Annotated in this window: 12 protein-coding genes; 11 read left to right on the top strand and 1 reads right to left on the bottom strand. The window is 38.6% G+C overall.

Annotation, left to right across the window (positions count from 1 at the left end):
• Positions 1-37 precede the first annotated feature (37 nt).
• From SJY09_RS08900 to SJY09_RS08870, 7 genes are all read left to right on the top strand, one after another.
• On the top strand, positions 38-3,061 hold the full coding sequence (locus SJY09_RS08900; RefSeq protein WP_396635376.1) for a tetratricopeptide repeat protein: 3,024 nt from the start codon (positions 38-40) through the stop codon (positions 3,059-3,061).
• A gap of 23 nt (positions 3,062-3,084) precedes the next feature.
• Positions 3,085-4,839, top strand: a complete 1,755-nt coding sequence (locus SJY09_RS08895) for a TonB-dependent receptor (RefSeq protein ID WP_396635375.1) — start codon at positions 3,085-3,087, stop codon at positions 4,837-4,839.
• Positions 4,840-4,919: 80 nt separating this feature from the next.
• A complete protein-coding gene (locus SJY09_RS08890) occupies positions 4,920-6,023 on the top strand; it encodes an OmpA family protein (protein ID WP_396635374.1) in 1,104 nt (367 codons plus the stop codon).
• Positions 6,024-6,117: 94 nt separating this feature from the next.
• Positions 6,118-7,422 carry an MFS transporter gene (locus tag SJY09_RS08885; protein WP_396635373.1) on the top strand — a complete coding sequence of 435 codons (1,305 nt, stop codon included), beginning with the start codon at positions 6,118-6,120 and terminating at the stop codon, positions 7,420-7,422.
• A gap of 90 nt (positions 7,423-7,512) precedes the next feature.
• Positions 7,513-8,271, top strand: coding sequence for an NYN domain-containing protein (locus SJY09_RS08880; RefSeq protein ID WP_396635372.1), 759 nt, complete (start codon positions 7,513-7,515; stop codon positions 8,269-8,271).
• 32 nt (positions 8,272-8,303) lie between these two features.
• Positions 8,304-10,124, top strand: coding sequence for a DUF885 domain-containing protein (locus SJY09_RS08875; RefSeq protein WP_396635371.1), 1,821 nt, complete (start codon positions 8,304-8,306; stop codon positions 10,122-10,124).
• 131 nt (positions 10,125-10,255) lie between these two features.
• Positions 10,256-10,678: a hypothetical protein gene (locus SJY09_RS08870; RefSeq protein WP_396635370.1), complete on the top strand. Its 423-nt coding sequence runs from the start codon at positions 10,256-10,258 to the stop codon at positions 10,676-10,678.
• Between the two features lie 71 nt (positions 10,679-10,749).
• On the opposite strand, the gene SJY09_RS08865 is transcribed toward SJY09_RS08870, so the two are convergent.
• The gene (locus tag SJY09_RS08865; protein ID WP_396635369.1) at positions 10,750-11,289 is read right to left on the bottom strand and encodes a DUF2911 domain-containing protein; all 540 of its coding nucleotides are present in this window, start codon (positions 11,287-11,289) and stop codon (positions 10,750-10,752) included.
• A gap of 246 nt (positions 11,290-11,535) precedes the next feature.
• Between SJY09_RS08865 and asnB the strand changes: the two genes are divergently transcribed.
• The 4 genes from asnB (at position 11,536) to SJY09_RS08845 (ending at position 18,348) form a co-directional block, all read left to right on the top strand.
• On the top strand, positions 11,536-13,206 hold the full coding sequence (gene asnB / locus SJY09_RS08860; protein WP_396635368.1) for an asparagine synthase B: 1,671 nt from the start codon (positions 11,536-11,538) through the stop codon (positions 13,204-13,206).
• A gap of 275 nt (positions 13,207-13,481) precedes the next feature.
• On the top strand, positions 13,482-15,047 hold the full coding sequence (locus SJY09_RS08855; protein WP_396635367.1) for a sulfatase: 1,566 nt from the start codon (positions 13,482-13,484) through the stop codon (positions 15,045-15,047).
• A gap of 209 nt (positions 15,048-15,256) precedes the next feature.
• The gene (gyrB, locus tag SJY09_RS08850; RefSeq protein WP_396635366.1) at positions 15,257-17,257 is read left to right on the top strand and encodes a DNA topoisomerase (ATP-hydrolyzing) subunit B; all 2,001 of its coding nucleotides are present in this window, start codon (positions 15,257-15,259) and stop codon (positions 17,255-17,257) included.
• Positions 17,258-17,328: 71 nt separating this feature from the next.
• Entirely contained in the window at positions 17,329-18,348 is a 1,020-nt protein-coding gene (locus SJY09_RS08845) for a DUF6588 family protein (protein WP_396635365.1), read from the top strand.
• The last annotated feature ends 30 nt before the right edge of the window (positions 18,349-18,378 follow it).

Genomic DNA, 18,378 nt, shown 5'->3' with positions numbered 1-18,378 from the left:
GTAATACTTAGGTATTTCATAATAGTCAGAGAACGCTATGCATAAAAAACTTACCTTTCTTATTCCTTTGTTTATAGGTATACTTTGGACGACCAACGCCCAAGAATCAAAAATTTATACCCACGAGAAAAAAGATTTTCAGGATGCCCTTACCCTGTATAACAATGAACAGTATCAAGCTGCGCAAACTATATTTGAAAAGGTTAAAGCCACAACAAAAGATGAGGAGACCGCTGCCAATAGTGCGTATTATGTGGCAAACGCCGCAGTACGTTTAAACCAATATGGGGCCGATAGGTTAATGGAAGACTTTGTGGAAAAGTACCCAACCTCTACCAAACGTAATTCTGCCTTTGCGGATGTCGCGGAATATTATTTTGAAACCGGTAAGTATCCCTATGCTTTAAAATGGTACAATAAGGTAGATCAGAGCGCACTTTCTAGAAATGAAATGGACAAGTTTAACTTTAATTATGGTTATTCCTTGTTCTCATCCAGAAAAACGGATGATGCCGAAAAGTATTTAGAAAAAGTGACGACTTCACCAATATATGGCTCCCAAGCCAAGTATTATCTGGGTTATATTTCTTACCAACAAGACGATTATGAAGAGGCTAACCAGCGTTTTGACCAAATAACCGACCAAGATGTATTGGAGGAAAAGCTGAGTTATTATCAGGCTGATATGAATTTTAAGCTTGGGAAATTTGAGCAGGCCATCGCTTTAGCGAAAAAACAACTACCTAAATCTGACCGTAAAGAAGTATCCGAGCTTAATAAAATCATAGGGGAAAGTTATTTTAATTTAAACCAGTTTAGTAATGCTATTCCTTACTTGGAAGCATACAAGGGAAAGCGTGGTAAATGGAATAATACCGATTATTATTTGTTAGGATACTCTTATTACAAGCAAGAGGATTATGCCAACGCCATTCAGCAGTTCAATAAAATCATAGGAGGGACAAACAGTGTTTCCCAAAATGCCTATTACCATTTGGCGGAATGTTATTTAAAGCTAGATAAAAAACCGGAAGCCTTAAATGCGTTCAGGAATGCTTCCCAGATGGACTTTAAACCAGAAATTACGAAAGATGCATTTTTGAATTATGCGAGGTTAAGTTATGAAATAGGTAATGCCTATGAGCCCGTACCACAAGTGATTACGAATTATTTGGATGCCTACCCCAATGATGAGCATCAGCAAGAAATGCAGACCTTATTGGTAGATTCCTTTATAACCTCCAAAAACTTTGCAGGTGCTATGGAATTGCTAGAAAAGAATAAAAACTATGCCAGTAAAGCTACCTATCAAAAGGTGGCTTACTACAGGGGTATTGAGCTTTTTATGGAATCCGACTATGGAGGAGCTTCAGAAAATTTAAAGAAATCTTTAGGAAGCGCCGAAGATGAACTTTTTAGGGCTAGGGCAAATTATTGGAAAGCAGAAGCGGACTATATATTAAATCGATTTGATGAGGCGGTGCAAGGTTTCACTGCTTTTAAGAAGAATCAAAATTCCAATTTAGTTCCGGAAAGCAAGGATGTTGACTATAGCTTGGCCTATGCCTATTTTAAGCAAAAAGATTATGGGAATGCAATAACTTATTTTAATGCCTTTACCACTAATGGTGGTAGTGAGGTAGAAAAGTTAAACGATGGCTACCTCAGATTAGGGGATAGTTATTTTGCTACGAGTAAATATTGGCCTGCCATAGAAACCTACAATAAAGCGTTGGCATTAACCGGACCTGAAAAAGACTATGCTTCTTATCAAAAGGCGATGAGTTATGGGTTTGTTGGAAGAGGAGAAACTAAAATTGAAAACTTGGAAAGTTTTGTTTCGAAATATCCAAGGTCTAGTTTCAAGGACGATGCACTTTTTGAATTGGGAAATTCGTATGTAAGCTCTGGTAAGGAGACGGCCGGACTACAAGCGTATGATAGACTTATTGCCGAATATAAAGGCAGTTCCCTAGTTCCACAAGCTTTGATGCGTCAAGGGTTAATTCACTATAACGCCAATAGAAATGAAGCCGCTTTGGCCAAATTTAAAACCGTGGTGAGGGATTTTCCTAAAACTCAAGAAGCTGTGCAAGCGGTAGCCACGGCCAAGTTGGTTTATGTGGATTTAGGTCGCGTAGATGAATATGCTTCATGGGTAGGTGATCTGGATTTTGTTGAGGTTACTGATACTGAACTGGATAACGCAAGTTTTGAGTCCGCTCAAAAGCAAAATAGGGACGGTAATAAAGATGCCGCTATCCGTGGTTTTAAAAATTATATTCAACAATTTCCGAACGGACTCCATGCCGTTGATGCTAATTTTAGCTTGGCGCAATTATATTTTGGAAAAGGAGATAAAGCTGCGGCAATTCCCTATTATAAATATGTTGCAGATAGAAGTACAAGCGAGTACGCGGAACAGGCATTAACGAGAGTTTGCGAGGTCTATATCGGCAACCAAGACTATAATGCCGCTTTGCCATATTTATTGAAATTAGAGGAACAGGCGAACATACAACAGAATAGAACCTTTGCACAGTCTAACCTTATGAAAGGCTATTATGAACTTAAAAATTACAATAAGACCTTAGCATATGCCGATAAGGTTTTGGCTACCCCCAGTATTGATAACCGTATCAAGAGTGATGCCCAGATTATGATAGCACGTTCCGCCATTGCAACAGGCGACGAAAGTAAAGCACAAACTGCCTATGCACAAGTATTAAAAATTGCATCCGGAGGCACTGCAGCGGAGGCCTTATACTACGACGCTTACTTTAAGAATAAAGATGGGGCTTATGAATCTTCCAATAGCTCCGTTCAAAAACTAGCAAAGGATTATGCTACCTATAAAGAATGGGGAGGAAAGGGCTTAGTGCTTATGGCAAAGAATTTCTATGCCTTGGGAGATGCTTACCAAGCTACCTATATTTTGGATAGTGTTATTTCAAATTTTGGCCAATATCCAGAGATAGTAGCGGATGCCAAAGGAGAACTAGCCATTATAAAATCCAAAGAATCCCAGAGTAATTCTTCTGTAAACCCTAATCAAAATTAATGTACCACAGTAATAGAACACGTATGTACAAAAGCATAAAAATAAGCATTGCGCTATTGTTTTTTTTGGCACAAGTCGTAGGTGCACAGGACGATAAGACCGAAGATATAGGAACGGAAACCGTTACGGTAACTAAGGCGTATACGCCCACGGTATCAGACGCGTTTAAGATAAAATCGATGCCTAATTTGAACGACTCTATCGTGCTACAAAAGAAGAAAATTGAATATAACATTTTTTCGGTGCCGGTAGCATCAACTTTTACACCTTCTAAAGGAACAGCCTCTAGAGTGGAGAAAATACCACCGCCTGTACTTTTCAATTCCTTTGCCTCTGCTGGCGGAGGAAATCCTGCAAATATTATGGCACAGTTTTATACCAGTCACGAGATAGACCGCGAATCTAATTATACCATTGCTCTGGATCATAACTCCTCAAGAGGGGATATAGATGGCTTGCAGTTAGATAATATTTTTTCCAATACAAACTTGGACGCCTCTTTTAAAAAGCGCGACCGTGATTTAGACTGGGGTGCCGATATTGGGGTAAAACATCAATTATATAATTGGTATGGTCTGCCGGAAGGGGTGTATGACCAAGCTACCGCAGATGGTATAGATGAAAGACAGAATTACTTCATGGCCGAGGCAGCAGGGCATATTAATGTAGACGACTCCTTTTTTAAACGGGCAGACTTAAAATATCGTAGGTTTTGGGATGTAGTGGGTTCTGGTGAGAATAGGGCTATTTTTAATACCGGTTTTGAATTTCCGGTAAATGAAGAGTTCTTCGATATAAAGGCAAATGTAGATTACGTAGGTGGCGCATTCGAAAATGCTAACGTAAACAACGCCAATAATGACGCAGGAATAACGTATGGTAATTTGCAAGTTGGCATTAACCCTAGTTTAACCATGTTACGCGATGACCTGTCGCTAAATCTTGGTGTTAATTTGGTCTATGGAATGGATTTGGAAAACAGTGAGGGTAATTTTTATATCTATCCGGCAGTGATTGCATCTTACCGATTGTTGGAGGAGGCAGTCATAGCATATGGTGGTGTAGTAGGGGAGTTGAGACAAAATTCTTATTATGATTTTGTTGATGAGAACCCCTTTGTGTCACCAACCTTGAACATAGCTCCGACCGATAGTCAATACAATGCATATGTAGGGTTAAAAGGACAATTATTACCTAATCTTAGCTACAATATAAAAGGCTCTTATACTGCTGAAAACAATAGTCCGTTATTTAAACTAAACCCTCAGAACAACTTTAGAGACGATGAAAAAGGATACTATTTTGGCAACTCTTTTGAAGTGTTTTATGATGATATAAAAACCATAGGAATTTTTGGAGAACTGAATATAGATGTAAATCGCAACTTTACCTTAGGAATAAATGCCGAAGTCTATGATTATAATACCGAGACAGACAACCCAGCTTGGAACCTGCCAAACTTAACCGGTTCCCTTTTTATGGATTATCAGATTGGTGAAAAATGGTATATGGGGGCAAATCTTTTCTTTGTTGGAGAACGTGAAGATTTTTCTACTGTGGTGGTTCAAAATGTACCACAATCGGAATTCCCCGCTACTTTAATTACTTTGGATAGTTATTTTGACGCCAATGCACATGTAGGTCACCGATTGAATAATCAATTATCAATTTTTGTAAAAGCGGCAAATATTGCTAACAACAATTACCAGCGTTGGGCAAATTATCCTGTTCAGGGTTTGCAAGTATTAGCAGGTGCTACTTACAAATTCGATTTTTAATAGCGACAGCTTCATAGAATTCGCTTGGATACGTTTTAGGAAATCTATTTTCTTATTTTAGAGGTATCTGAACAGTCGCAATGAACTACACTAGGTGCTTTTTAGTAGTATTTTTTATTAGTATTCTAGGTCATGCTCAAAAAAGTAATTCTGAAAATCTAATTGAAAATCCCAGTTTTGAAACTTTTCTAAATTGTCCCCGAACCTTGGGTAATTTAGAAGATGACGTACTACATTGGAAATCGCCCACAATGGGCTCTACCGATTATTTTAATGGTTGTAGTGACGTCATGGGTACACCCAAAAATTTCAATGGAGAGCAACCTGCAGATTTTGGTATAGGTTATATTGGACTTTATTTTTATGCGCCAGAGGATTATAGGGAATATGTACAGGCAAGTTTAGTAGAACCATTAAAAAAAGATGTTACTTATAAGTTGTCATTTTATGTTAGCTTGGCAGAACGTTCAGATTTTGCCATCAAAGCATTTGGAATTCAGTTCACACAAAGCCCCGTAAGTGTTCCTACAAGAAAGGTGCTTTCAAGGATGCATCTTTCTAAAGTTTCTGGTGATGTCTCTAATTATTTTGAAATAAAGTATTCTGATTTTTATTCGGATAAAAAGGACTGGGTATTGGTGGAAAAAGAATTTGTTGCTAACGGTACCGAGCAATATATGATTATCGGGAATTTCAAAAGTAATAAAAGAACTCAAAAATTTAGAACAAAACGGAATGTTACGCAGGGCTCTTATTATTATTTAGATATGGTCAGAATTACAACCATTGATGACCATGGAAATTCATCAAAGGATAAGAGTGAAAAGGTGTTGTTTAAATTAGATGAGATAAATACGTTCAAAGACATACTTTTTGATTTTGACACCTTTGTTTTAGTTCCGTCCGCACGAAAGGAATTGGAAGAAATAGCAGCTTATTTGGCAGATAACCTATCGTTGAAAATTCGGATTAATGGACATACAGATGGTACTGGTTCGGAAGCATATAACAAGTTGCTATCCGAAAACAGGGCAAAGGCCGTAGCCCAATATTTTATTAATGCTGGCATAACCTCGGATAGGATTAGCTACGCAGGTCTGGGAAGCGAAAAGCCAGTCAAGGAGAATACTACAAGTGCTGGTAGAAAAACCAATAGGAGGGTGGAATTTGTAATATTTTACTAAACATATTTTTCGCCCTTAAGTAGTTGTGGTATCTAACAAAATTATGTGTTTTGCTTCTTGCTAATAACGTATTTTTGTCCTTAGCTTTTTATTCATGTCCAACATATTTCAAAGACAACTAATAGATCCCGCCAAGAGCCCCATCTTCTACGGATATGTTATCCTTGTAATAGGTACAATTGGTATTTATTGCAGTATTCCAGGCCAAACTATAGGTGTTTCTGTTTTTACGGACCCAGTAAAAGATGCACTGGGTCTTTCCAGAAATCAATTCAGCAATGCCTATATGATAGGGACCATTATCAGTTCTTTAGTAATTGGTAAAGCGGGTATTTGGTTTGATCGCTACGGGGCTAGGTATGTTGCTTTTTTTGCTGCATTGTCATTAGGTGTTACCTTGTTTCTCTGTTCCTGGTCGGCGAAAATGAGTCGGTACATAAAGGAATTGTTAGCCACTGACTCGTGGATGGTCTCTTTTGTATTAATCACTATGCTGTTCTTTTTATTACGGTTTGCCGGTCAAGGAGTACTTACCATGGCCTCTAGAAACGTTATCATGATTTGGTTCGATAAGAACAGGGGAAAAGTCAATGCTTTCAGTAGCGTGGCGCTTTCCTTTGGGTTTTCTTCCTCTCCTTTATGGATTAATGGCTTAATAGAAGGTTATGGTTGGGAAGTAACGTGGCAGTTTTTAGCAATAGGACTGGTTTTTTTTAGTATTGTCATATTCTTTTTTTATAAGATAGCTCCAGAAAAGCACGGTTTACTCCCAGATGGTGTTAAGTCGATTTCAGAAAGTACTAAGGAACAGCAAACGGTTCCTAAACAATTTACCTTACAAGAGGCCAAAAAGAAAAGGGCCTTTTGGATGTACGGTCTCACATTAGCGTTCAATAGTTTCTTCATTACGGGACTTACGTTTCATGTAGTGTCTATCTTTGATAGTGAGGGCTTTACCAAACAAGACGCCATTTCTATTTTTCTACCAGGTTCTGTGGTAGCAGTAACTGTTTCTACCATCTTTAATTTTCTCAGTGATTACCTCCCTTTAAAATTATACCTGTACCTCATGCTATTGGGCGGTTTTTTAGCTTCCTTAGGTTTCTTGCTCTTATCCACTTGGGTAGGTGTCCCCATGCTCATTGCCGGTTTTGGAATTTTAGGCGGATTTTTCGCTGTGCTGAATGCTGTGGCTTGGCCCCGTTTTTTCGGCAGAACCCATCTAGGAAGTATTACGGGAAAAATTATGAGTCTTTTGATTTTAGCAAGTGCCCTAGCGCCAAGTATCTTTAGTTTATGTCTTTCTACATTTGGTTCATATAGGCTGGTAGGGTATCTAGGACTAGGATTCTTAGCTTTCTTGGCTATAGGTTCTATAAAAGCTGATAATCCGCAATAATAGTATAGTTCAAAAAGTAAAAATTCAACTTAATGGAATACCTATTGGTAGGCAGCTATAAAACCACCTACCTTTACAAAAAGCAAAATAATGGATTTAAATCTAGCGGTATTAATAGATGGTGATAATATACCATCTGCCTACGTAAAGGAAATGATGGAGGAGATAGCCAAATATGGTAATCCTACTATTAAACGAATTTATGGAGATTGGACAAATCCCCGTCTTGGGAAATGGAAGAACGTATTGCTAGAAAACGCTATAACCCCCATTCAGCAATATGGTTACACGCAAGGTAAAAATGCTACGGATTCCGCAATGATCATAGATGCTATGGATATATTGTATTCCGGTAAAGTCAATGGTTTTTGTATCGTAAGTAGCGATAGCGATTTTACCCGTTTAGCTACGCGATTAAGGGAAGCGGGTATGCAAGTTTTTGGAATTGGAGAGCGTAAGACCCCAAACCCTTTTATTGTTGCCTGTGATAAGTTTATCTATATCGAAATTTTAAAAAGTCAGGCGGAAGAATCTGCTGGAACGGGGGGCGAGAAGCTTAATACTGTCAACAAGGTAGATAAAATTACGCCAAAGGAGCTTAAATTTATATCGAATACGATTGACGATGTGGCGGATGACGACGGTTGGGCATTTCTAGGGGATGTCGGTAGTTTGTTACAAAAGAAACAACCCAATTTTGATGCACGTAATTATGGTTTTCAGAAATTAACACCCCTTATTAACTCCATACCAAATTTTGAGATTGAACGAAGAGAGGATTCCAAAGGCCGGAACAAACTCATTTATGTGAAGATAAAGGAGAAGAAAAAGAATCGTTCAAACAAATAAAGAGTAATGTACTTACTGATAAATGTAGCCAAATGATGAAAAAACTATGTTCTGTTCTGGGGATTATTTTTTTGGTGTTAGCCTGCAAAGAAGAAAAGAAAATTATAATTACGCCCAGCTCCAATAGCGCTGTTGATAGTCTTTTTGTAGCGTTCTATTCATTTAAGAAAAGTATCAACCCAATAGAAGCTACGAAAGCGGGTTACCAGAAATATAATGATACTGTAGCCAACTATATTTCTGATGACTATCAATTACATTTAAAAGAACGATACACTTATTTTTTAGATGCACTTTCTGCGTATGACTCCCTTAGTGTGGGAGCTGAGAATTGGATGAGTCTAAAAGTAATGGAGTGGGATTGTAGCATTAAACTAGAAGGTTTAATGAACCCATTAACCACAATAGCATCCCCAATCTATGATCTGCCTAATTTTGAATTAATGCCCTTGTTTCAGATACAATCACTGCATTTGTATATGGCCCAATTGGGGGGCGGTTCAAGTGTTCAACCTTTTAAAACAGAAAAAGATTATAGCGATTGGTTGGAGCGTTTAGAGGATTATTTAGCTTTTCTGGACACCTGTATCATTAAAATGGAAGAAGGTATGGCGCAAGGCGTGGTTTCACCAAAAGTACTTACTTTAAAAATGCTTCCTCAGGTTCAGGCGTTTATCGGTGTCCCTTTAGAGGATAATTTATTTTATAAACCCGTACTGAATATTCCAGAAGCCATTTCAGAGGCTAAACAGGATGCCATCAAGAAGACGTACGAAGATTTTATTTCCAATAAACTTGTGCCTAAATATAAGTTGCTAAATAATTTTTTAGTAGATACATATCTGCCTGCCTCTAGAGAAACAGATGGAATTGGAGATTTGCCAAATGGAGAAGCTACCTATGACTATTTAATACGTTTGCATACGACTACGAATCTAACGGCTGATGAAATTCATAATTTGGGACTGAGCGAAGTTGCGCGTATCCGTGAAGAAATGGAAAAGGTGAAATCTGAAATAGGATTTAAAGGAGATTTGAAATCATTTTTTGAATTTATCAGAGCTAATGAGAATCTGAAACCTTTTACAAAACCGGAGCAAGTAATAGCTAATTTCAACACGATTAAAAAACGTATTGCTATCCGGTTGGATTCAGTCTTTACTTCAAAGCCAAAAGCAGGTTTTGAAGTAAAACGAACAGAAGCTTTTAGAGAAGCTTCGGCCAGTGCGGAGTATGTGCCCGGTTCAAAGGATGGTACTAGGTCGGGAACCTTTTATGTGCCTATTCCGAACGTGGCGGAATTTAATACACTTCAAAATGAAGCTTTATTTCTTCATGAAGCCATACCTGGACATCATTATCAACTATCGCTTCAGCAAGAGAATACCAATTTACCAGAGTTCTTACATCCAGAAAGTATGGGTATATTTGTGGAAGGATGGGCGCTTTATGCAGAATCTTTGGGCAAAGAATTAGGATTGTATGAGGATCCTTATCAGTATTTTGGTATGCTGAGTATGGAAATGCATAGGGCCATTAGATTGGTGGTCGACACCGGAATTCATGCAAAAGGTTGGACTAGGGAAGAGGCTATAGCCTACTCTTTAAATAATGAAGCAGAATCTGAAGAAGGGGTCATTTCTGAAATAGAGCGTTACATGGCTACTCCGGGCCAAGCTTTGTCCTATAAAATTGGACAACTAAAAATACAAGAACTAAGATTAAAGTCAGAGAAGGAGTTGGGTGCTAATTTCGATGTTAGGCTTTTTCATGACCAAGTGCTGAATTCCGGAAGTTTACCGCTAGTACTACTGGAAGAGAAAATTAATACCTGGATCAATAGTAAGAAATAATTTCATGGGCACCGCCAAAGGTTATAATGCCTCGAGGCCTGTCCAAGATGGTTCACTAAGATTAAAAAGATTTAATTTTTGGAATATTTTTGAGACTTCTGCGTTATGTAAAAACAACCAGTTATTCTCAAATGAAAAAGTATCGTAGTTTTCTAAAAATCGCCATGTTGGTTTTTACCTCAATTATCTTAGTGCCAACGGCTTTGGCAAGTGATAAAACATTAAATAGTTCATGGAATACTATAAAGACCGAAAACCCTTTTGGTGTTTGGATATATAACGCTGAGGGAACATCCCCAGAATATAAAACCGGAGTGTTTTTTATTAGAGAAGAAAATGGTAAACATATTGTTGAGGTGCAATTAGAGACGGGAACCTTAACAGGTCAAGATGTGCAGGTGAACAAGAACATGATTAAGTTCAATATGAATATTGAGGGACTGGAACGTATTTCCGTAGTCTTAATGATTAAAGGAAATATAATAGAAGGAGAAACTTCTTCAACGCGGGGAACCTATAAGATTCGTGGTACTAGAAAAATGCCACCGCAATAAGTACAGAAAATTTTATACAAAAAAAACCGTAGTTAATAATGCTACGGCTTTCTAATTTCAATCGCTTTCCTTTACCACATAATAGGTACTGCAACACGAGTTGTATCCCAGCCCATTACCATGTGTGCACCACCGTCTACCTCTTTAAAGGCAATAGAGAACTCTTCTAAGGAATTACCATCAGCGTTGGCAGCAGCAGTTACCCGTGCAACATCCGAAGCTTCTTTGTAGAAATAAGCTCCCCACTGGTTTAATTGATTGTGAAGGATTATGGTCCACTCCTTTTCTCCTGGAATAGTTAGTAAAGCGTAGGTTCCTGCCTTAATATCCGTACCGCCAAACTTTACGTCTTTATAGAACGTAATTTCAGGAGCTTCGTTCGCACCTGTTCTCCATACTTGCCCGACAGGAGCTAGTTCTGACATGGAACGCCCCTTTAATTGAGGGCGACCGTAGGCAATTCTAACCACTTTTTCGGAAATCTTGTAATCACTAGGATAAGAAGCCATGTCCATTGGGCTTTTATCTAATCCAGAAAATTTTTGTGCGCTTGCAGTGGATGTAAAAACCAGGGCAAAAACAATTGTTGTAAGTACTAGTAATCTTTTCATAATTAATGTTTGTTTTTAAAGTGTTTCAAAACTAAGTAGTTCGTTCAGTTTTATGTGATAAAAAGTCGTTAAAATTTACTTGCCTTACAGAATGATAAAATTTTTAGAGAATAGCACTTATTTAGTTGGTGTATAGCTGTTAAATTTAATTTTTAATTAATAAATGTAATTGATATTAGTATTATTGTTTAATTATTGAAAGTTTATATTCATATTTGCCCTTCAAATTGATATAATAGTAAGATTATGTGTGGAATTGTATGTGCATTTGATGTAAAGGAAAGTACAGAGGTTTTAAGACCTCAATTGTTGGAAATGTCAAAAAAGATTAGACATAGAGGACCGGATTGGAGTGGAATATATGCTAATGAAAAAGCCGTTTTGGCCCATGAGCGTTTGGCTATTGTAGACCCTGCTTCGGGAAAACAACCATTATTAAGTGCCGATGGTTCATTGGTGCTAGCTGCAAATGGAGAAATTTATAATCATAGGGAACTACGTAAGCAGTTTGAAGGTACTTATGATTTTAAAACAGAATCTGATTGTGAAGTCATCCTTGCGCTTTATCAGGAAAAAGGAGTTTCATTTTTGGATGAAATGAACGGCATTTTCGGATTTACAATTTATGATGCTTCCAAGGACGAATATTTTGTGGCGCGCGATCATATGGGAATCATTCCTTTGTACATGGGTTGGGACCAAAATGGAACATTTTATGTAGCCTCGGAATTAAAGGCATTGGAAGGAACCTGTACTAAAATAGAATTGTTTCCGCCCGGACATTACTTACATAGCTCGGATGGTGAACTTAAAAAATGGTACTCAAGGGATTGGATGGAATATGATGCCGTTAAAGAGAATGAGACCAGCATACAAGAAATTAAAGAGGCATTGGAGGCTGCGGTTCATAGACAATTGATGTCAGATGTGCCTTATGGCGTATTATTGTCCGGAGGATTAGATTCGTCCGTTACCTCTGCGATTGCAAAAAAATATGCCCAAAAACGTGTGGAGTCAGATGATACTACGGAGGCTTGGTGGCCGCAACTTCATTCTTTTTCAGTTGGTTTAGATGGTTCTCCAGACCTCGCGGCCGCTCAAAAGGTAGCAGACCATATTGGTACGGTACATCATGAGATAAAATTTACCATTCAAGAAGGTCTAGATGCTATTCGTGATGTAATTTACAACTTGGAAACGTACGATATTACAACTATTAGGGCTTCTACTCCGATGTATTTAATGGCTAGGGTTATAAAATCCATGGGCATTAAGATGGTACTATCAGGTGAAGGGGCAGATGAACTTTTTGGAGGCTACCTTTATTTTCATAAAGCTCCAAATCCAAAGGAGTTCCACGAAGAAACGGTTCGAAAGCTTGATAAGTTGCACATGTATGATTGTCTTAGGGCTAATAAGTCATTAGCTGCTTGGGGAATCGAAGGACGCGTACCCTTTTTGGACAAAGAGTTCATGGATGTGGCTATGAGAATAAATCCAAAGGATAAGATGATCAATGGTGAACGTATGGAAAAATGGGTGGTACGGAAGGCATTTGAAGATATGTTGCCAGAGAGCGTTGCTTGGAGACAGAAAGAGCAGTTTTCGGATGGTGTGGGTTATAGCTGGATAGATACTTTAAAAGAAGTAGTAGATGCTGAAGTGTCTGATGAGCAGTTGGCAAATGCACAGTTTAGGTTCCCATTACAAACCCCGACCACTAAGGAGGAGTTTTATTACCGTTCAATTTTTGAACAACACTTCCCGTCAGATGCAGCTGCATTATGTGTTCCACAAGAACCTTCGGTGGCTTGTAGCACTAAAATAGCACTAGAATGGGACGAAGCTTTTAAAAATATGAATGATCCTTCTGGTAGGGCAGTGGCTGCCGTTCATGATGATGCTTATGTGAAATAACAGCAAGACCATAAGAAAATACTATGATTTGTTTTCTAGAAACATAGCAGTTTTATTGGCACCGCCAAAGTGGTATAATACCACAAGGTTTGCCTCGAAATTAAATGATAATTTCCTACGAATACTTCGCGGGCTTGCCCCAAGGTAGCTTAATTAATTAGTCCGTGTAGCGGTGTCAAATTTTTGACACCGCTACTAGTTTTAAACATTTTGTTTCTTATTTAGATATATTTATAGCATCTAACTAGTTTGGTAAACTTTTAAAAAAAATGTTCATGCGTACTTGCAAGGTTTTGTTTTGTGTGTCGGTCTGTGTCTTGCTCTTTGCTTGTTCCGAAGAACCTGAACAAATACCGGATAAACCAAACATCCTTTTTATACTTTCTGACGATCATACCTCACAAGCATGGGGTATTTATGGAGGTGTTTTAGAAGATTACGTTCAAAATGCTAATATCAAGAGATTGGCATCTGAGGGGGTAGTGTTGAACAATGCGTTTTGCACCAATAGTATCTGCACTCCAAGCCGTGGCAGCATACTTACCGGGCAGTACAGCCACATAAATCAGGTGTATACCTTGAACGAACCAATTCCTGACAATCATCCAAATATTGCTCGGACCCTGTCTGAGCATGGTTACCAAACCGCTGTAATCGGGAAATGGCATTTAGTCGAAAAACCACAGGGTTTCGATTATTTTAATGTACTTCCTGGGCAGGGAGAATATTGGAATCCTATTTTGAAGACCAATAAAAATTGGAAGGATGGTCGTGACACATCAGGAGGTAAACAGTATAAAGGCTTTTCTACCGATGTAATTACAAATCTTACTATTTCGCATTTAAGGGCTCGGGATACTACAAAGCCATTTTTAATGTTCTGTAATTTTAAGGCTACCCATGAGCCTTTTGACTATCCCGAACGCTTCAAAAGGCTTTACGAGGGCGATACTATTCCGGAACCAGGGTCGCTTATGGATTTTGGTAAACGTACTACGGGGCGCACTTTTAAAGGTCAAGTTTTAGAAAACTTAGGTAAGCGTTGGCAAAAAGCCACCGATACCGAGGATTTTTGGACGCATTACCCTGGACTTCCGTATGCTCTAAAAGGTTTGGATACCATTCAAAAGCGAAAGAAGATTTATCAAAAATTAGCTAAAGATTTTATGCGTTCAGGTGCTGCTATTGACGATAATATTGGCAAGTTATTGGATTACTTGGAGGAGGAAAAAATTGCCGATAATACGATTGTGATCTATACCGCGGACCAAGGTTATTTTTTAGGTGAACATGGTTTTTTCGATAAGCGACTCATTTATGAAGAATCCCTGAGAATGCCATTTGTTATCAGATACCCTAAGGAGCTAAAAGCTGGTCGGCGTATTGATGATATTATTCTGAATATTGATTTTGCTGCTCTTTTGGCGGACTATGCCGGAATAGAAAAACCCTCTTATGTGCAGGGAAAGAGTTTTAGAGCAAATCTTAACGGAGAAACTCCCGAGAAATGGCGTAAACAAATGTATTACAGATACTGGCTGCATAGCCCAGATAGGCCTGCACATTTTGGTATTAGAAATGAGCGCTACAAATTGGCATTTTTCTATGGACAAGGCTTGGATAAGAAAGGCACATCTAAAACAACGACGGATACCAATTGGGAATTTTATGACTTAAGGAAAGATCCCAATGAACTTTACAATGCTATAGATGATAAACAATACGTGGCTAGAATAGCGGAAATGAAATTAGAGCTGGTAAAAGAGCGCGAAAAGTATAAAGATTCTGACTCGGACTATCCAGTAATGCAAGATATTTTAGCCAAGGCTTCCCTAAAGTAGTATCTCGCTTAAAGGGATGTTTGCTTCCTCTTCATGTAACAAACGGAGTCGCTCTTAAAGCGGCTCTTTTGTCGATTTAAGAGGGTCTTAATTTTCCACAATTATTGTTAATAACTTCATAGTGTCGAAACAGACAAAACACTATATTCTATAGGGTATTCCGTATATTTGTAAGATTGCGAAATTTAAAATAATCAACTTTTATTTATATGAGCGAAGAAGCAAAAAACGAGGACGAGGCAAAGAAGGACGATGCTGTAAATAAAGTGCCGGAAATTACAGGCAAGGATTATTCTGCGGATAGTATTCAGGCCCTGGAAGGCATGGAGCATGTGCGCATGCGCCCATCGATGTATATAGGGGATGTTGGTGTAAGAGGTTTACACCATTTGGTGTACGAAGTTGTGGATAATTCTATCGATGAAGCCATGGGCGGGCACTGTGATAGAATCTCAGTTACCATAAATGAAGATAATTCCATTACCACTAGGGATAATGGTAGAGGTATTCCTGTGGGAATGCATAAAAAAGAAGGTGTATCCGCGCTAGAAGTTGTAATGACTAAAATTGGTGCAGGTGGTAAATTTGATAAAGATTCCTATAAGGTATCCGGTGGTTTGCACGGTGTTGGGGTTTCTTGTGTAAATGCTTTATCAAGTCACTTAAGAGCTACTGTATTTAAGGAAGGAAAAATATGGGAACAGGAATACGAACGTGGAAAGGCTTTGTATCCAGTTAAAACTATTGGGGAGTGTACTGAAGAGGATAGGGGAACCGAGGTTACCTTTTTGCCGGATACCACCATTTTTACCCAGACAATAGAGTATAGTTATGAAACGCTTTCTAGTAGAATGCGTGAACTCTCTTATTTGAATAAAGGAGTTACCATCTCGATTACGGATAAACGTCAAAAGGATGACAAAGGAGAATTTGTTTCTGAAGTTTTTCATTCTACCGAGGGTTTAAAAGAGTTTGTTAAGTTTTTAGATGGGAATAGAGAACCACTGATACAGAACGTTATTTCCATGGAAGGAGAGAAAAATGACATTCCTGTGGAAGTTGCAATGATGTATAATACCAGTTATACGGAGAATCTACATTCTTACGTAAATAACATAAACACGCACGAAGGAGGTACGCATTTATCAGGTTTTAGAAGGGGTTTAACCTCTACTTTGAAGAAGTATGCAGATGCTTCGGGGATGTTGGATAAGTTGAAGTTTGAAATTCAAGGGGATGATTTCCGTGAGGGATTAACGGCAATTGTTTCCGTTAAGGTTGCCGAACCCCAGTTTGAAGGTCAGACGAAGACAAAACTCGGTAATAGGGAAGTATCTTCGGCGGTAAGCCAAGCAGTTTCTGAAATGCTGACTAATTATTTGGAAGAACATCCTGATGATGCGAAGGTCATTATTCAGAAAGTAGTACTAGCAGCTACTGCCAGACATGCGGCCACTAAGGCCCGTGAGATGGTACAGCGTAAAACGGTAATGAGTATAGGAGGATTGCCCGGTAAATTATCGGATTGCTCAGAGCAAGATCCAGCGCAATGTGAGGTTTTCTTGGTTGAGGGTGATTCTGCGGGAGGTACCGCCAAACAAGGGCGCGATAGAAAGTTTCAGGCAATTTTGCCCCTTCGTGGTAAAATTCTGAATGTTGAAAAAGCAATGCCCCACCGCGTATTTGAGAACGAGGAGATAAAGAATATTTATACTGCCCTTGGAGTTACTATAGGTACCGAAGAGGATAGTAAGGCCTTGAATTTAGAGAAACTACGCTATCATAAAGTAGTAATCATGTGTGATGCCGATGTTGATGGTAGTCATATTGAAACACTCATACTTACGTTTTTCTTCAGGTATATGAGAGAGCTAATAGAAGGAGGTCATGTGTACATAGCCACTCCGCCATTATATTTGGTTAAGAAAGGACAGAAGAAACGCTATGCCTGGAATGATGAGGAGCGCGATGCTATTGCGGATTCTTATAGCGGAGGTGTAAGTATTCAGCGTTATAAAGGTCTTGGTGAAATGAATGCGGAGCAATTATGGGATACCACAATGAATCCGGACTTTAGAACTTTACGCCAAATTACAATTGAAAATGCAACAGAAACCGACCGTGTATTTTCTATGTTAATGGGTGATGAGGTGCCACCAAGAAGAGAGTTTATTGAGAAAAATGCCGTTTATGCGAACATTGACACATAGAAATTGATACTTACACAACAAAAACCTGCGGCAACACCGCAGGTTTTTTAGTTTTAGATAAAATTTAAAAAATGAAGTATTTACTTACAGGAATTTTAATGTGCAGTTTTTCTTTTATAATGGCACAAGCAGACTTCAATGATGTGTTCGCAGCAGGAGTGGAAGACGCTGAAAGGTTTACCACAGACTATTTATCACCAGTGTCCGAGAGTGCGGTATTTAATATGGCTACGGGATGGTATAATTCAGCAGATGCGAAACCTTTAGGTGGTTTTGAAATCTCATTAATCGGTAATATTACGGGGTTTAAGAATAAGGAAGACAAGAAAAGCTTTGTCCTGAATCCTATTGACTATGAAAACTTGGACTTTGTAGATAATCCTGGAACAGCTAGACCTGTTTCCTCTGCTTTAGGAGACTTGGAGGGTATACGGGTGTTTGTTGAAGTAGAGGTAGGTCCAGGGTTACCGCCAGAACGTCAAGAATTTAACTTGCCTACGGGACTTTCTGCCGAAGGGTTGGATTTTATACCATCAGGTTATCTGCAAGGTAGTGTCGGGCTTATTAAGGGCACGGAGATAAAGGCGCGCTTTCTGCCAAAAATTGAATACGAAGGTGCATCAGTTGGTCTTATAGGTTTTGCTCTTCAACATGATTTCACCAAGTTATTACCTGCGGATAAGATTTTACCAGTTGCTATTTCTGCAGTAATCGGCTACACTAAAATTTCTGGTGATTATGACCTCACTGAAGTTTCTACCATAAACGGTAATGACCAAAGACTTGAATCGGATATCAGTACTTGGGCATTTAATGCCGTAGTATCTACAAAACTTCCTATCATTAATTTTTATGGAGGCTTAGGTTATGTTACGGGTAAATCTGTGACCAATGTCCTTGGGGATTACACCGTGGGTGTGGGACCATTTTCAAGAACAGAAACAGACCCTTTCTCAATAACTCAAAATACAAGTGGTGTAACAGGAAATATTGGTGCTAAGCTTAAGCTAGGTTTCTTTAGGTTAAATGCTGACTATACCTTAGCTGAGTTCAACACCTTGGCTTTTGGAGTGAACTTCGGGTTTAGATAATAATTCGTAAACTAAAAGTTTAAAACCTCC

This window comes from Maribacter sp. R77961, assembly GCF_044594925.1.
Taxonomy (GTDB): Bacteria; Bacteroidota; Bacteroidia; order Flavobacteriales; family Flavobacteriaceae; genus Maribacter.
The sequence above is the reverse complement of the archived record's forward strand: the minus strand, read 5'-3'. Positions and strand labels throughout refer to the sequence as shown.

Excerpts from the sequence above, each read along its gene's own strand:
- SJY09_RS08885 (WP_396635373.1), top strand. The coding sequence starts at position 6,118 with ATGTCCAACATATTTCAAAGACAACTAATAGATCCCGCCAAGAGCCCC.
- SJY09_RS08870 (WP_396635370.1), top strand. The coding sequence starts at position 10,256 with ATGAAAAAGTATCGTAGTTTTCTAAAAATCGCCATGTTGGTTTTTACC.
- SJY09_RS08855 (WP_396635367.1), top strand. The coding sequence starts at position 13,482 with ATGCGTACTTGCAAGGTTTTGTTTTGTGTGTCGGTCTGTGTCTTGCTC.
- SJY09_RS08900 (WP_396635376.1), top strand. The coding sequence starts at position 38 with ATGCATAAAAAACTTACCTTTCTTATTCCTTTGTTTATAGGTATACTT.
- gyrB (WP_396635366.1), top strand. The coding sequence starts at position 15,257 with ATGAGCGAAGAAGCAAAAAACGAGGACGAGGCAAAGAAGGACGATGCT.
- SJY09_RS08875 (WP_396635371.1), top strand. The coding sequence starts at position 8,304 with ATGATGAAAAAACTATGTTCTGTTCTGGGGATTATTTTTTTGGTGTTA.
- SJY09_RS08865 (WP_396635369.1), bottom strand. The coding sequence starts at position 11,289 with ATGAAAAGATTACTAGTACTTACAACAATTGTTTTTGCCCTGGTTTTT.
- SJY09_RS08845 (WP_396635365.1), top strand. The coding sequence starts at position 17,329 with ATGAAGTATTTACTTACAGGAATTTTAATGTGCAGTTTTTCTTTTATA.
- asnB (WP_396635368.1), top strand. The coding sequence starts at position 11,536 with ATGTGTGGAATTGTATGTGCATTTGATGTAAAGGAAAGTACAGAGGTT.
- SJY09_RS08880 (WP_396635372.1), top strand. The coding sequence starts at position 7,513 with ATGGATTTAAATCTAGCGGTATTAATAGATGGTGATAATATACCATCT.
- SJY09_RS08890 (WP_396635374.1), top strand. The coding sequence starts at position 4,920 with ATGAACTACACTAGGTGCTTTTTAGTAGTATTTTTTATTAGTATTCTA.
- SJY09_RS08895 (WP_396635375.1), top strand. The coding sequence starts at position 3,085 with ATGTACAAAAGCATAAAAATAAGCATTGCGCTATTGTTTTTTTTGGCA.